10 protein-coding genes are annotated in these 14,930 nt (G+C 70.7%); 8 read left to right on the top strand and 2 right to left on the bottom strand.

What is annotated here, in order from left to right; genetic code table 11:
- The first annotated feature begins 86 nt into the window (after positions 1-86).
- The 3 genes from CVV72_RS03725 to CVV72_RS03735 are packed head-to-tail and all read left to right on the top strand — an operon-like array spanning position 87 to position 4,815.
- A complete protein-coding gene (locus CVV72_RS03725) occupies positions 87-1,253 on the top strand; it encodes a sensor histidine kinase (RefSeq protein ID WP_219151042.1) in 1,167 nt (388 codons plus the stop codon).
- Complete coding sequence (locus tag CVV72_RS03730; RefSeq protein ID WP_219151043.1) at positions 1,250-1,912, top strand: response regulator transcription factor; 663 nt, start codon at positions 1,250-1,252, stop codon at positions 1,910-1,912. The genes CVV72_RS03725 and CVV72_RS03730 overlap by 4 nt, the downstream gene beginning before the upstream one ends.
- Positions 1,912-4,815, top strand: coding sequence for a BTAD domain-containing putative transcriptional regulator (locus CVV72_RS03735; protein ID WP_219151044.1), 2,904 nt, complete (start codon positions 1,912-1,914; stop codon positions 4,813-4,815). Before CVV72_RS03730 ends, CVV72_RS03735 begins: the two co-directional genes overlap by 1 nt.
- Here CVV72_RS03735 and CVV72_RS03740 read toward each other — a convergent pair.
- Entirely contained in the window at positions 4,787-5,227 is a 441-nt protein-coding gene (locus CVV72_RS03740) for a hypothetical protein (RefSeq protein WP_219151045.1), read from the bottom strand. The genes CVV72_RS03735 and CVV72_RS03740 overlap by 29 nt on opposite strands.
- Before the next feature lie 551 nt (positions 5,228-5,778).
- Entirely contained in the window at positions 5,779-6,432 is a 654-nt protein-coding gene (locus CVV72_RS03745) for a TetR/AcrR family transcriptional regulator (RefSeq protein WP_219151046.1), read from the bottom strand.
- A 116-nt stretch (positions 6,433-6,548) separates the two neighbouring features.
- On the opposite strand from CVV72_RS03745, the gene CVV72_RS03750 reads away from it, so the two are divergent.
- The 5 genes from CVV72_RS03750 (at position 6,549) to CVV72_RS03770 (ending at position 14,899) form a co-directional block, all read left to right on the top strand.
- Entirely contained in the window at positions 6,549-9,245 is a 2,697-nt protein-coding gene (locus tag CVV72_RS03750; protein WP_219151047.1) for an MMPL family transporter, read from the top strand.
- A complete protein-coding gene (locus CVV72_RS03755) occupies positions 9,245-11,305 on the top strand; it encodes a YhgE/Pip domain-containing protein (protein ID WP_219151048.1) in 2,061 nt (686 codons plus the stop codon). Before CVV72_RS03750 ends, CVV72_RS03755 begins: the two co-directional genes overlap by 1 nt.
- 172 nt (positions 11,306-11,477) lie before the next feature.
- On the top strand, positions 11,478-11,684 hold the full coding sequence (locus CVV72_RS03760) for a heavy-metal-associated domain-containing protein (RefSeq protein WP_192741762.1): 207 nt from the start codon (positions 11,478-11,480) through the stop codon (positions 11,682-11,684).
- A 45-nt stretch (positions 11,685-11,729) separates the two neighbouring features.
- On the top strand, positions 11,730-12,638 hold the full coding sequence (locus CVV72_RS03765) for a hypothetical protein (protein ID WP_219151049.1): 909 nt from the start codon (positions 11,730-11,732) through the stop codon (positions 12,636-12,638).
- Positions 12,638-14,899, top strand: coding sequence for a cation-translocating P-type ATPase (locus tag CVV72_RS03770; protein ID WP_219151050.1), 2,262 nt, complete (start codon positions 12,638-12,640; stop codon positions 14,897-14,899). The genes CVV72_RS03765 and CVV72_RS03770 overlap by 1 nt, the downstream gene beginning before the upstream one ends.
- Positions 14,900-14,930 lie beyond the last annotated feature (31 nt).

A 14,930-nucleotide genomic window follows, 5' to 3' on the forward strand; every position in this document is an offset into this window, starting at 1 on the left:
TGCTCGTCCGGCCTCCTACCGTGGGCGGAGACGGATGCCGCCCGCCGCACGATGACGCGCTTCCCGGCACTTCCTAGGCTGATGCCGTGCTGAGGATCTTGCGGGACCGGTTCCGGGCACGGGTGCAGGCCAGTCTCACCCGTGTCGGGCTGACCCTGCCGTGGTGGGGGGCGTTGTGCGCCAGCGCGGTGAGCTTCGTGTTCACGGCGGTCGCGTTGGTGCAGCGGGACGCGCTGCTACCGCCCGAGCCGATCGCGCTGGCAGGCCTGATCGTGATCGCGCCGTCGGTGATCTGGACGATCACCAACTGGATCATGCCGTGGGTGCGGATGACGGCGCTGATCATCGCCGCCTCGGTGCTGCTCATCGAGCCCGTGCTCCCGGATTTCGCGCCGTTGCTGCTGCTCGTCGCGGCCACCGAAGCGGGCAGTGTCCTGCGGACGACGTGGGGGATCGCTCTCGTCACCATCGCGGGCGAGGCCGTTCTGGTCGTGGCGGGGATCTGGGGCGGGCTGATCGGCGGGCCGGTGTACATGGTCGCGATCCTGCTCGGCCTCAGCGGCGGGCTCATGGTCCGCTGGTACACCAGGGTGCTGGACGCCGAACGCGGCAACCGGGACGCCTCCCGCGACAAGGCCCTGCTCGCCGAACGGCAGCGCATCGCGCGCGAGGTGCACGACGTCGTCGGCCATTCGCTCAGCATCACGCTGCTGCACCTGACCGGGGCACGGCACGCGCTGCAGCAGGACCGCGATGTCGACGAGGCGATCGAAGCGCTCACCGAGGCCGAGCAGGTGGGAAGGGCCGCGATGGCCGACATCCGCCGCACGGTCGGCCTGCTCGCCGACTCCCCGTCGGGCAGCGCCCCGCTGCCGGGGGTCGAGGACATCGCCACGCTGGTGGAACGCACTCGCAGCGCCGGACTGGCGGTGCGCTATACACAGGAAGGCGACCTCGGCCGGGTAGGCGCCTCGGACGGATTGGGCCTCTACCGGATCGTGCAGGAATCATTGGTCAACGTCGTCAAGCACGCCCCCGGAGCGACCGCCGAGGTCCGGCTGAACGCCGGCCGCTCGGGGGTGAAGCTCATCGTCAGCAACACGCTTCCCACGACCGTCCGGCGCGCGGCGGAGGACGGTTCGGGTCTGGCGGGGATGGCCGTCCGCGCGGCCCAGCTCGGCGCCGATCTCAGCGCGGGGCCCAGCGGCAGGCAGTGGATCGTGCAGGTCACCGTGCCGGGGGCCAAACCGTGACCGCCGCCGAGATCCAGGTGCTGCTGGTCGACGACCAGGAGCTGGTCCGGTCCGGGCTGCGGCGCATCCTGCGGCGCCGCGACGGGTTCGTCATCGCGGGGGAATGCGGCGACGGCTCGGAAGTGCCGTCGGCGCTGGCCGCGCACGAGGTCGACGTCATCGTGATGGACCTGCGGATGAAGAACGTCGGAGGGGTCGAGGCGACCAGGCGGCTGCGGCGGTCCGGCGGTCATCCGCCGGTGCTCGCGCTGACCACCTTCGACGACGACAACCTCTTGGCCGACGCGCTGCGTGCGGGCGCGGCCGGGTACGTCCTCAAGGATTCCCCGGCCGAGGACCTGATCCGGGCCGTGCGGGCGGTCGCCGCGGGCGACGCGTGGCTCGATCCCGGCGTCACCGGGCGGGTGCTCGCCGCGTACCGGCAGGCCGCCGGGAACGGCAGCGGCGGACGCTCACCGGAATTGCTGACCCCGAGGGAACAAGACGTGCTCAGGGCGATCGGCCGCGGGCTGACCAACGCGGAGATCGCCGCGACTCTCGTCATCTCGGAGGTGACCGTGAAAAGCCATATCGGCCGGATCTTCACCAAACTCCAGTTGCGGGACCGGGCGGCCGCGATCGTGTACGCGTTCGACCACGGGATCGTGGTGCCGGGCTGATGCGCAACGATGGGGGGATCATGCCGGACTCGCGGCTTCGCTTCGAACTGCTCGGCCCGTTGCGGGCCTGGCACGGGGAGACCCGGCTGGATCTGGGGCCGGTCCGGCAGCAGGCCGTGCTGGCCGCGCTGCTGCTGCGCCCGGACGTGACCGTCAGCCACTACGAACTCACCGACGGGCTCTGGGAAAAGCCGCCGGAGTCCAACGTGCTGCCGGTGTACGTCCGGCGGCTGCGGCAATGCCTGGACACCTCGGGCCAGAAGCCCCGGGACTCGGTGATCGTGTCCGATCGCGGTGGCTACCGGTTCGCCAGCGGCGGGGTCCGGCTGGACGTCGTCCGGCTGGAGGAGATGGCCGCCGTCGCGGGCGCCGCCGAGGAGTCGGGCGACCTCGTCGCCGCGGTGGACACCTTCGCCGACGCGCTCCGGCTGTTCCACGGCGAGCCGCTGACCGGGCTGCCCGGTGCGTTCGTCCAGGGGGAGCGGCGACGGCTGGAGGAACGCAGGCTTCTGTTGCTGCGCCGGAAACTGCGGGCCCAGCTGAAGCTCGGGCGATTCGACGAGGTGATCGGCGAGCTGTCGGCGCTGGTGTCCGCCGATCCGCCGAGCGAGCCGCTGGCCGCGTTGCTGATGCGGGCGCTCTACGGTGGCGGGCGGCAGGCGGAGGCGCTGGAGGTGTTCACCGACGTCCGCGAGCGGCTGATCGAGCAGCTCGGCGTCGAACCGGGTGAGGAACTGCGGCAGGTGCAGGAAGCGGTGCTGCGCGGGGACGAGACGCGGCTCGGTGTCGCGCCGCGCCGCGAGCCGTCCCGCCGGATCCGTAACGAACTGCCCGCCACCAACGGCGAACTCGTCGGCAGGGACCGGGAACTCGCGCTGCTCGTCGAAGACGGCGATCCGGAGTCGGTCTCGGTCGACGCCGTCGACGGTGTCGCCGGGGCGGGGAAGACCACGCTCGCGGTGCGCGCGGCCCACCGGCTCCGCGAGTCCTATCCGGACGGTGCGCTGTTCGTGGATCTCCACGGCTACACCGAAGGCCGCGAGCCGGTGACGCCGGAGCGAGCGCTGCGGCGGTTGCTGCGCGCGGTCGGTGTCGAGGACGGGGCGATGCCGGACGATCTCGACGAACTGGCCGCGTCATGGCGGGCGGCCACCGCGCAGCTGCGGTTGCTGCTGGTGCTCGACAACGCCGAGTCCGCCGGGCAGGTGCGGCCGCTGCTGCCGTCGGGGCCGGGTAGCCGCGTGCTGGTGACCAGTCGCCGCCGGCTGTCCGGGGTGGACGCGGATCGCCGCGTTTCCCTTGGCGCGCTGGGCCTCGAAGCCGCCGAGCGGCTGCTCAGCCGTATCGTGGGAGCGCCGAGGGCGGAGGGGGAGCGGTTCGCCGTGCGCGCCCTCGCCGGGCTGTGCGGGCGGCTGCCGCTCGCGCTGCGGATCGCGGGCGCCCGGTTGCAGAACCGTCCCATGTGGACGTTCAAGGACCTGGTCGACCGGATGTCGGACGACGAGCGCAGGCTCGGCGAGCTGACGGCCGAGGATCGCAGCGTCGAGGTGGCGCTGCGCCTGTCCTACGACCAGTTGAGGCCCGCCGAGCAGGACGCGTTCAGCGTGCTCGGCCTGTCGCCGACGACCGAATTCGACCGGCTGACGGTCGCCGCCCTGCTGGACTGCTCGCCCGCCGAAGCCGAGCGGCGGCTGGAAAGCCTGGTCGACGCCAGCCTCGTGCAGGAGCCCGGGAGCGGCCGCTACCGGCTGCACGATCTGGTGGCGGTCTACGCCCGGCGGCTCGCCGGGGAGATGCCCGAAGACGCCGCCGACGCGGCTCGCAAACGGGTGTACCGGCTCTACCTCAGCGCCGCTCGCCGGGCGAGCGAGTGGGGTGTCGCGCGTTTCCCGTCGGAGACCGGGGGACCGTTCACCGGGCAGCGTGACGCTTCCGCCTGGCTCGACGCGGCCGGTGACCTGCCGGAGGTGGTGTCGCAAGCGGCCGAAGCCGGGCTGGCCGACCTCGCGTGCTCGGTCGCCGAGGGCCTGGTCGACTATCTCGGGCGCCAGCAGCGATACCACGAATGCCGGACGGCGTTGCAGATCGCGCTGCCGCTCGCCGAACAGGCCGAAGACGGACGCCTGGTCTCGTCGCTGCGGTTCTGCCTTGGCTACGCCTATGCCATGCAGGGGCAACTCGACCGGGCGCGCGGCTGGTTCGACGAGGCGCTCCAGGCGGGCCAGGCATCCGGAGACCGCGGGGTGGAGGCGCGGGCACGGGGTGGGCTTGCCATGGCGGACCTGATCGCCGGACGGCACGATCTCGCCATCCACGGGATGCGGCGGGTGATGGTCCTCGCCGAGGAGGTGGGAGACGGCTGGCTCGCCGAACGCTCGTTGTCCGGCCTGGGGTATCTCGCGTACCTGCAAGGCGAGCACGAGGAAGCGCTCGGCCACCTCGGCCGCGCTCGCGAGCTGAGCGAGGAGATCGGCAGCCCGGGGATGCTGGCCAGGGTGCTGTGCCACTGTGGCACGGTCCGGCTGGAGACCGGCAGTTTCGCCGAAGCGGCGCTGGATTTCCGGCGGTCAGTCGAACTCGCCGAGGAGACCACGGACGGCCTGCTGATCGCGACCGCTCTCGCCCGCCTGGGCGCCGCGGAACTGGAGCTGGGGAACCTCGACGCGGCGTTCGAACTCCAGCGGCGGGCGCTGACGGCGGTCACCGAGGAGACGGTCGTCGGGATGGAGTCCGAAATCCGCAACCGGCTGGGCCGCACCCATCTCGCCGCGGGTGATCCGGTGGCCGCCAGGGAACACTTCGAGTGGGTGCTCACCACCATCGGCCCCGACGGTGATCCCCTCCAGCGCACCCTCGCGCTGGAAGGTCTGGACCTCACCAGACAGTCGGTACGCCGGCGTTGACGATCGCGAAGCGGTGCCCCGCCATGCTCGTCCGCCGGCGCGCGAAGTAGGCGTCGGCCGCGTCGGCCAGGTGTACCCCGGCGCGGACCTCGTGGACGACGTAAGCCCATTCCGCGCCGTCGCACAGCACCAGTTCCCGCGGTGCCCCGCGCTTGCGGAGCACGGATGCGCAGAGAGCCCCGCGCCGGCCGATGCTGCCGTCGTCGAGGCAGCGACGGAGGTCTTCGACGGCGTGGGCGGCGGTCTCGAACAACGTCCAGCGGTACTTCGGCGACGGGCGGCCGTCGGCCCACGGCGTGGAGAACGCCGCCCAGCTCCAGCCCGGTCCGGCGAGCCCGTCCCGTTCCCCGGGGCTCGGCGCGTCGTCCCGGGGGAGCACCATGTTGTACGGGGTCCGGCTCGCCGGGCTCATGCATGTCTCCTCGTGGACCTCCGGCCCGCGGCCGCGGATCGGTGCCGGAACCGTAAAGCGGAGCCATGAAATCCCGATGAAACGAGGCTTGCGCCTCGAGAGTGGTTCTTGAGGGGCCAGGGGTCTCGGCGAAGTCGAGATAGCGCAGGCCGGCTCTGAACGCCGGCGGTTTAAGGCCCCGAGTGTCCACAAGGGCACTGGCCAGCGACGCAGGGTCGTGAGTGGCAAAGCGTCTTCGCCGGCTTCGCGATGAGGTCGCCGTTCTGGACGGCAGGTTCCGGACTGACTTGCGGGCTGACCTCGGTGCGACGTGTCCACAAGGTTAAGGCGACCATTGCCACTCACGACCCCTGGGTAAAGCGCCCAAGCAGGGCGCCAGCGGGCCTTGGTGTCCCTTATGGACGGTCAAGATCGGCGCAGGCCGGCGGCTATGCGCAGCCGTGACGCCGGCCGTCCAGTGAGCGACTGGGCAGGGCTCGGCGTTGCCGTCGTCGAACCGGCACTGGAACCGCGATCGTCGCCGGTCAGGCCGTTTGCCCGGACGTGACGGATCAGCTCGCCGGGACGATGAGCGAGGCCATCACCTTCGGGATCAGCTCGCTGACGAACCGGCCGTCCGCGGGGAGTTCGCTGCCGTCCAGCAGGTAGTTCTGCAGCCCCTGCTCGTACAGCGCGACCAGGACGAGCACCGCGTCGTCCGCGGAGATCGTCAGCCGCCTGCCGATCCGGTCGAGCGTGCCGACCAGGATCGCGCCCAGTTCGGTGTGGAAATGCCGGAACGCGGCGCCGATCCGGTCGCGGATCTCCGGCTGCCGCAGGCCCTGTGTGCGGAATTCCGCGCACAGCAGGTACCAGTCCTTGTCCGCGTTGAGCGCGACCATGAACAGTTCGGCGATCCGCCCCAGCGTGGGGGAGAGGTCTTCGTGCTCGCCGACGGTGGCCGCGCCGAGCACGCTCTCCGTGGCCTCACGGAACCGTTCGAGCCGGAGGGTGTTCTCCTCCTGGAACAGGGCGAGGAAGAGGTCTTCCTTCGAGCTGAAGTTCGAGTAGAAGGCACCGCGGGTGAAGCCGGCGCGCTCGCAGATCAGCTCGACCGGGGTGTCCCGGATGCCGCGTTCCGAGAAGGCCTCGTACGCCGCGTCGATCAGCCGTCGGCGGGTGTCCGCCCGGCGCCGGGTCATGGTGGCGCCCCGCTCCTCGGTCATCTCGCCATTCTTTCGCATCGGCCCGGTTCACCCGGCTGTGGGACAGGATACATCGTGAATCGGATACACCGTGCATTACGATACGCCGTGTATCCAACGACTGCCGGGAGCCGCTCGTGTCGTCATTCCTCTACCGCCTCGGCAGGCTGGCCGCTCGCGGGCGCGTGCTGGTCACCGCGTTGTGGCTGGTCATGCTGTGTGTCGCGGGTGGCGCGGCGCTGCTGTTCGGCCAGGGCACCGACGACACGTTCGCGATCCCCGGCTCCGAGTCGCAGGAGGCGCTCGACCACCTCGGGCGGGTCTTCCCTCAGGTGAGCGGGACTTCGGCGCAGCTGGTCGTCCTCGTTCCCGAAGGGCAGCGGGCCGATTCCGCCGTCGTGCGCGACTCCGTCTCCGCCGTGGTGCCGGAGCTGACCGGGGCTCCGCAGGTCGCGACGGTGGTGAATCCCTTCGACCCGAACGTGCACGACGCGGTGTCGAAGGACGGTCGCGCCGCGTTGGTCACCGTGCAGCTCGACGTCGGGCTCGCCGACATCCAGCCGTCGACGAGGACCGCGCTCGCCGGGATCGCGCAGGACCTCGAGAGCCGGATCGGCCACGGCACCGAGGTGCTCACCGGCGGTGACGCGTTCTCGGACAAGGTGCCGAAGCTCAGTCCCACCGAGGGCATCGGGCTCGTCATCGCGCTCGTGGTGCTGCTGATGGTGTTCGGTTCGTTCATCGCGGCCGGAATGCCCTTGCTGACGGCGATCCTCGGCGTCGGGGTCTCGGTGGCGCTGGTCTACGCGGCGACCTCGGTGGCGACCGTCTCCTCGACGGCGCCGATGCTCGCGGTCATGCTCGGGCTCGCCGTCGGCATCGACTACGCGCTCTTCCTGCTTTCCCGGCACCGGGATCAGCTCGCCGAGGGACTCGAAGTCGAAGAGTCCATCGCGAGGGCGACCGCCACCGCGGGGTCCGCGGTCATCTTCGCGGGGCTCACCGTGGTGATCGCCCTGCTGGGCCTGTTCGTCGCGGGGATCCCGTTCCTGACCACGATGGGTGTCGCGGCGGCGGGTGGTGTCGCCGTCGCGGTGATCGTGGCCATCACGCTCATCCCCGCGCTGCTGGCGTTCGCCGGCGAGCGATTGCGGCCCAGGAAACCGCGCAAGGCGCGGAAGACCAAGAAGAAGACGCGCTTCAGCCTCCGCTGGGTCCGGCTCGCCACGAAATCGCCGTGGGTCACGATCGCGCTGATCGTCGGGGTGCTCGCGGTGGCGTCGGCGCCCGCGCTGGATCTCCGGCTCGCCTTGCCGGACAACGGAACCGACGAGGACGGCACGCCTGCCCGCGTCGCCTACGACGCCGTCGCCGAACATTTCGGTCCCGGCTTCAACGGCCCGCTGGTGGTCACCGCGGACATCCTGTCGACCACCGACCCCATCGGGATCACCAACGGCATCGCCGACGACATCCGCAAGGTGCCCGGGGTCGCCGTCGTCCCGCTCGCCACACCGAACCCCAAGGGCGACACCGCCATCATCCAGGTCGTGCCGGCCACCGGCGCCTACGACGAGGCGACCGACGACCTCGTCGAACGGCTGCGCGCGATGGAAGGGCAGTTCCAGGAGCGGTACGGCGTGCGGACCGCGGTCACCGGGTTCACCGCCGTCGGCATCGACGTGTCCACGCAGCTCGGTGACGCGCTGCTGCCTTTCGGCATCCTGGTCGTCGGGCTTTCGCTGGTGCTGCTGGCGATGGTGTTCCGCTCGATCCTCGTCCCGCTGAAAGCCACCTTCGGGTATCTGCTGTCGATCGGTGCCGCGTTCGGCGCCACGTCGTTCGTGTTCGGGCAAGGACATCTGGCCGAGGCGCTGGGGGTGACCCGCACCGGCAGTGTGATCAGCTTCCTGCCGATCATTCTCATGGGTGTCCTTTTCGGACTCGCCATGGACTACGAAGTGTTCCTGGTGTCCCGGATCCGGGAGGACTACGTCCACCACGGCGACGCGCACAAGGCGATCGAGACGGGTTTCGTGTCCGCGTCGAGGGTCGTGACCGCGGCGGCGGTGATCATGCTGGGCGTGTTCGCCGCGTTCGTGCCCGACGGCAGCGCCACGATCAAACCGATCGCGTTCAGTCTCGCCGTCGGCGTGTTCGTGGACGCCTTCCTCGTGCGGATGACCCTCGTCCCGGCGATCCTCGCGCTGCTGGGCCCGCGCGCCTGGGGCCTGCCGCCGTGGCTGGACCGCAAGCTCCCGGTGTTCGACGCCGAGGGCGACGGCCTCGTCCACGAACTCCGGCTCGCCGACTGGCCGGCACCCGGCTCGGCGGAAGTGATCAGCGCCGCCGGTCTCAGCGTCGACGACGACCGCGGGCGCGCCGTCTTCCGTGACGTCGAGCTGCACCTGGGCCCGGGGGAGATCCTCGCCGTGCACGGTTCCGGCCCGGCGGGCAAGACTGCCCTGCTCTACGCGCTGGCCGGTCGGGTCCCGCACGTGCGCGGCGACTTGAAGGTCCTCGGCCGGGTGCTGCCACAGCACGCGCACGCGGTCCGCCGGAACGTAGCCTTCGTCGCCTGCAAGGAGACCGACGACCCGGCCGGGGAGGTCCGCCGCGCGCTCGACGACGGCGTCGGGCTGGTCTTCGTCGACGACCTGGACACCGTCGTCGCCACCGCGCAGCGTGCCGGGTTGAGAGCGGCGTTCGCGAGCAGGGCCGCGACGTTCGCCGTGTCCTGCCAGAGTCTCGCGATCGTGCGGGATCTGCTGCCCACCACCGCCGTCGCGGGCCTCGCCATGGCGCCCGCCCCCGTCCCCGCCGAGGTCCGCTGATGTCCCGCTTCTTCACCGGCTCCGCCCGTGCGACCGCCTTCGGCCCGCTGACCTGGAAGACCTGGCTCGGGATCGTTCTCGTCCCGGTGATCGTCGCACTCGGCCTGGCGTGGGCGTTCTGGTCGCCCGACGGCGACCACGGTGCGGCCAAGGCCGCCGTGGTCAACAACGACGAGCCGGTGACGGTGAACGGCCAGGTGCTCCCGCTCGGCCGGGAACTGGCCGGAAATCTCGTGCACGGCGAGGATTCCGCGTACACCTGGGTGCTCACCGACGCCGAGGACGCGAAGGAAGGCATTTCCGACGGGACGTATTCGGCGGTCGTCACCATCCCGCCGGACTTCTCCGCGCAGGCCACGTCGACGACCGGGAAGCCGCTCGACGCGAAGCAGGCGATCATGCGCGTCGAGACATCGCAGCGCACCGGCCTCGTCGACCCGGTGGCGAGCCGGGAAGTCGCGAACGCGACGCTCACCGCGCTGAACCGCCAGATCGTCGAGACCTATGTGGACAATCTGTACGTCGGATTCTCCTCGATCCATCAGCAGCTCGTGACCGCGGCCGACGGCGGTGACCGGCTCGTCGTCGGGCTGCGTCAGTTGTCCGACGGAACCGGGAAACTGGCCGCGGGAGCGGGAGAACTCGCCGGTGGGGCGGGAAAGCTCAGCGGCGCGGCCGGTCAGCTGGCGGACGGGGCGCGCAAGCTCGCGAACGGGACCGGGCAGCTCGCCACCGGATCCGGCCGGTTGTCGTCGGGACTGACCAAGGCGGAGAAGGACACCGCGCAACTTCCCCGGCTGACCAGGGAACTCGCCGACGGGGCGCAGCAGGTGGCGAACGGCAACAAGCAGCTGGCCGACAAGATCTCGCCGCTGGCGGACAAGGTCGTGCGGATCATCGACGCGTTGCCCACGGCGGGCGATTCGGCACGGAAGTTCGCCGAGCTGGCGCGGAAATGCGATCAGGACACCAGGTTCTGCGCCGATCTGAAGGCCGCTTCGGAAAAGCTCACGGCCGATGCCGCGATCCTCGACGGCAAACGCGCCGAGATCCGCGACGCCGTCGTGCGGACGAAGAAGGCGGTGCAGGACCTTTCGGCGGGCTCCCAGAAGGTCGCCGACGGGAACGAACAGCTCGCGGACAGGTCCAAGGAACTCGCGGGCGGCATCGGCACGGCGGCCGACGGCGCGCGGAAACTCGACGCCGGCGTCAGGGCCGCCGACTCCGGTGCGCGGCAGCTCGCCGACGGTTCCGGTCAGCTCGCCGGTGGCGCGACCACCCTCTCGACCGGCGCGGGGGAACTCGCCACCGGCGCCCGCACCGCCGCCGACGGCGCCGAACGCGCCGAAGCCGGTGCTTCGGAGCTGGCCAAGGGCCTCGACGACGGCCGGGGCAAGGTGCCCGACTACAGCCAGGCCGAACGCGATCACCTCAAACAGGTCGCCGCCACACCCGCGATCGCCGACGCGTCGGGTTCGGGCACTTTCGGCGAAGGCGCGGTGGCGCTGATCCTCGTACTGGCGTTGTGGGTGTGCGCGCTGGCGACGTACCAGGTGATCCAGGCGGTGCCGCCGAGCGTGCTCACCACCCGCGAACCGAGCTGGCGGATCATCCTCGCCGCGGCCGTCCCCGGCGCGACGCTGGCGGTGCTGACCGCCTTGATCCTGACCGGCGTGTTCTGGGTGTTCCTCGGCCTGAGTTTCGGAAAGGCCGTCACCCTGCTGGTGCTTCTCGTCCTCGTGGCGGGAACGTTCACCGTGGTGAACCAAGCACTGGTGGCGATTTTCAAACGGCCTGGCCGCTTCGCCGCCCTCGCGATCCTCGTGCTCACTGTCGGCGCTTCGCTGGTTTCGACCGTGCCCGGATTCTTCGGGACCGTGCTGGGGATCCTGCCGACCAACGGCGCGCTGGTCGCGCTGCGCTCGCTGCTGACGGGGTCGGACGGCCTGACGTCGGGGATCGTGCAGCTGGTGGTGTGGCTGGGAATCGGGACGCTGGCGATGATCCTGGTGACGGATCGGCGGCGTTCCTTGCCAGGCCGGGAGCTTCGGCTGGCGTAGGCCGGTCCTGGACGGACGGCCCGGCCCAGGCTTACCCCCACCCCGTATGTGACGCACGTCGCTGCCCCATACCCCCTCCAGGTACCGTCAGGTGGTTGCGGTACCCCCCTGGGGTATGTACGTTGAGTCCATGAGCGGCGCACGAGCCGCCTGGATCACGAGGAGAGTCACGATGAGCGAGACGACCTACACCGTCACCGGGATGACCTGCGGCCACTGCGCGACCTCGGTCACCGAAGAGGTCTCCAAGATCGACGGCGTCACCGACGTCCGGGTCGATCTGCCGACCGGCGCCGTGACCGTCACCGGTTCCCGTGAACCCGCGGTGGCGGACGTGCGCGCCGCCGTCGAAGAAGCCGGATATCACCTGACCGCCTGAGCGGCTCCACGATCGCGGGTGGCACCCGCACTAAGGACTCCTACGATGAACACAGCAGCGAAGCTTTCCGCCTACGGTGTGGTACTCGCCCTGGTCGCCGGTGGCGGCTGGGTGGCGGGCACGGCTGTCGGTCCGTTCGCCGGCGCGGCCGGCGTGCCCGGTGGCGAGGACGCCGGGCACTCGGACACTCACGGCGGCACCGTCGCGGAAGCGGCGCACGGCAAGCAGGAGCACGAACCCGCCGGGCTCGCGTCGTCCAAGGGCGGCTACACCCTCACGCCCACCACCACGACGCTCACCCCCGGGAAGACCGCTCCCTTCACCTTCCGGATCCTCGGCGCCGACGGCGCGCCGGTGACCGCCTACGACGTCGAACACGAGAAGCGGATGCACCTCATCGTCGTCCGCCGCGACACCGCCGGTTTCCAGCACATCCACCCCGAACTCGGTGCGGACGGAACCTGGTCCGTGCCACTGGCCGTCGGGGACGCGGGGGTCTACCGCGTCTTCGCCGACTTCAAGCCCAGCGGCGGTGAGGCGATCACCTTGGGTGCGGACCTCTTCGCCGGCGGGGATTTCCGGCCCGCCGAGTACCGGAGCGCGCACGTCGCGGAGGTCGACGGTTACCAGGTCCACCTCGACGGCGATCTCAAGCCGGGGACGTCGTCGAAGGTGACCCTCACCGTCACCAAGAACGGCCGTGAAGTCACCGATCTCCAGCCGTACCTGGGTGCCTACGGACACTTGGTCGCGCTGCGCGGCGGAGACCTCGCGTACCTGCACGTCCACCCGGACGGCGAACCCGGTGACGGCCGGACCCCGGCGGGTCCCGCGGTCACGTTCTTCGCCGAGGTCCCGACGGCGGGCACCTACCGGCTGTTCCTGGACTTCCAGCACGAGGGCAAGGTCCGCACCGCCGAATTCACCGTCACGACAGGGGAAGGGAGCCACTGATGAGCACGGACACCACCTCGGTGGCCACAGCGTCCAACTCCGAGGTCGAACTCGCGATCACCGGCATGACCTGCGCCTCGTGCGCCATGCGCATCGAGCGGAAGCTGAACAAGCTCGACGGGGTCACGGCCACGGTCAACTACGCAACGGAGAAGGCGAAGGTCAGCTACCCGGCCGGCATCGAGCCGCGGCAGCTGGTCGAACAGGTCGAAGCGGCCGGGTATTCGGCCGCTTTGCCCGCGGTGGAGAAGGACGAACCCGTCAGACCGGACGCAGCGACCGATCCGATCGCGCCGCTGCGGCAGCGGCTCATCGGGTCCGCGGTGCTGTCGGTGCCGGTGATCGTGCTCGCGATGGTGCCCGCGCTCCAGTTCACCTACTGGCAGTGGATCTCGCTGACGCTGGCCGCGCCGGTGCTGGTGTGGGCGGCGTGGCCGTTCCACAAGGCGGCGTGGGCGAATCTGCGCCACGGCGCGGCCACGATGGACACCCTGATCTCGATGGGCACGCTCGCCGCGTTCCTGTGGTCGTTGTACGCCTTGCTGTTCGGCACCGCCGGAACACCGGGGATGACGCATCCCTTCGAGCTCACCGTCCAGCGCATGGCGGGCGACGGCAACATCTATCTCGAGGTCGCCGCCGGCGTCACGACGTTCATCCTCGCCGGACGCTATTTCGAAGCGCGGTCCAAGCGGCGGGCCGGTGCCGCGTTGCGGGCACTGCTCGAACTCGGTGCGAAGGACGTCGCGGTGCTTCGCGACGGCAGGGAAGTGCGTGTCCCGATCGGCGAACTCGCGGTGGGCGAGGAATTCGTGGTGCGGCCGGGGGAGAAGATCGCGACCGACGGCGTGATCACCGAAGGCGCCTCCGCGGTCGACGCGAGCATGCTGACCGGGGAAAGCGTTCCGGTGGAGGTCGTCCCCGGTGACACGGTGGCCGGCGCGACGGTCAACGCGGGCGGCAGGCTCGTCGTCCGGGCCACGCGGGTCGGCGCCGACACGCAGCTGGCGCAGATGGCGAAACTCGTCGAGGCGGCACAGACCGGGAAGGCGCAGGTTCAGCGGCTGGCGGACCGGGTTTCGGCGGTCTTCGTGCCGATCGTGATCGCGCTCGCCGTCGGCACGCTGATGTTCTGGCTCGGCACCGGCGGTTCGGTGGCGGCGGCGTTCACCGCGGCGGTCGCCGTGCTGATCATCGCCTGCCCGTGCGCGCTCGGCCTGGCGACACCGACCGCGCTGCTCGTGGGCACCGGGCGGGGCGCACAGCTCGGGATCCTGATCAAGGGCCCGGAGGTGCTGGAATCGACCCGCGCGGTGGACACGGTCGTCCTCGACAAGACGGGCACCGTCACGACGGGGCAGATGTCGCTGGTGGCGGTCCACCTCGCCGACGGTGTCGACGAGGAGAAGACGCTGCGGCTGGCCGGAGCGCTGGAGAACGCGTCGGAGCACCCGATCGCGCAGGCCATCGCCCGTGCCGCTCGGGAACGCGCCGGGGAGCTCTCGGCCGTCGAAGAGTTCACCAGTCTCGAAGGCCTTGGCGTGCAAGGAATCGTCGAGGGTTCGGCGGTGCTGGTCGGCCGGAGCGCGTTGCTGGAGCAGTGGAGTCACCGCCTGACGCCCGAGCTGGCGGAAGCCAAGGCGGCGGCGGAGAAACTCGGCCGCACGGCGGTCGTGGTCGGCTGGGACGGCGAAGCCAGGGCGGTCCTGGTCGTCGCGGACACCGTGAAGCCGTCGTCCGCCGAGGCGATCTCCCGGTTGCGTGAACTGGGGCTCACCCCGGTCCTGCTGACCGGCGACAACGAAGCCGTGGCCAAGGCGGTGGCCGCCGAGGTCGGGATCGACACGGTGATCGCCGAGGTGCTGCCGAAGGACAAGGTCGACGTCGTCAAGCGGCTCCAGGGCGAGGGCAAGGTCGTGGCGATGGTGGGCGACGGCGTCAACGACGCGGCCGCGCTGGCACAGGCCGACCTCGGCCTGGCGATGGGCACCGGCACCGACGTCGCCATCGAGGCCGGTGACCTGACCCTGGTCCGCGGTGACCTGCGGGCCGCGGTGGACGCGATCCGGCTTTCCCGGCGGACGCTGCGCACCATCAAGGGCAATCTGTTCTGGGCCTTCGCCTACAACGTCGGCGCGCTGCCACTGGCGGCGGCGGGCCTGCTCAACCCGATGATCGCCGGCGCCGCGATGGCCTTCAGCTCGGTCTTCGTGGTGTTCAACAGCCTGCGCCTGCGCGGGTTCCGGAGCATCGCCGCTTGACGAGCGGACCGGACCTCCTCCAGTATGAACA

It is taken from the genome of Amycolatopsis sp. TNS106, from assembly GCF_019330265.1.
Lineage (GTDB): Bacteria > Actinomycetota > Actinomycetes > Mycobacteriales > Pseudonocardiaceae > Amycolatopsis > Amycolatopsis lurida.

Excerpts from the sequence above, each read along its gene's own strand:
- CVV72_RS03735 (WP_219151044.1), top strand. The coding sequence starts at position 1,912 with ATGCGCAACGATGGGGGGATCATGCCGGACTCGCGGCTTCGCTTCGAA.
- CVV72_RS03740 (WP_219151045.1), bottom strand. The coding sequence starts at position 5,227 with ATGAGCCCGGCGAGCCGGACCCCGTACAACATGGTGCTCCCCCGGGAC.
- CVV72_RS03745 (WP_219151046.1), bottom strand. The coding sequence starts at position 6,432 with ATGACCGAGGAGCGGGGCGCCACCATGACCCGGCGCCGGGCGGACACC.
- CVV72_RS03755 (WP_219151048.1), top strand. The coding sequence starts at position 9,245 with ATGTCCCGCTTCTTCACCGGCTCCGCCCGTGCGACCGCCTTCGGCCCG.
- CVV72_RS03760 (WP_192741762.1), top strand. The coding sequence starts at position 11,478 with ATGAGCGAGACGACCTACACCGTCACCGGGATGACCTGCGGCCACTGC.
- CVV72_RS03765 (WP_219151049.1), top strand. The coding sequence starts at position 11,730 with ATGAACACAGCAGCGAAGCTTTCCGCCTACGGTGTGGTACTCGCCCTG.
- CVV72_RS03770 (WP_219151050.1), top strand. The coding sequence starts at position 12,638 with ATGAGCACGGACACCACCTCGGTGGCCACAGCGTCCAACTCCGAGGTC.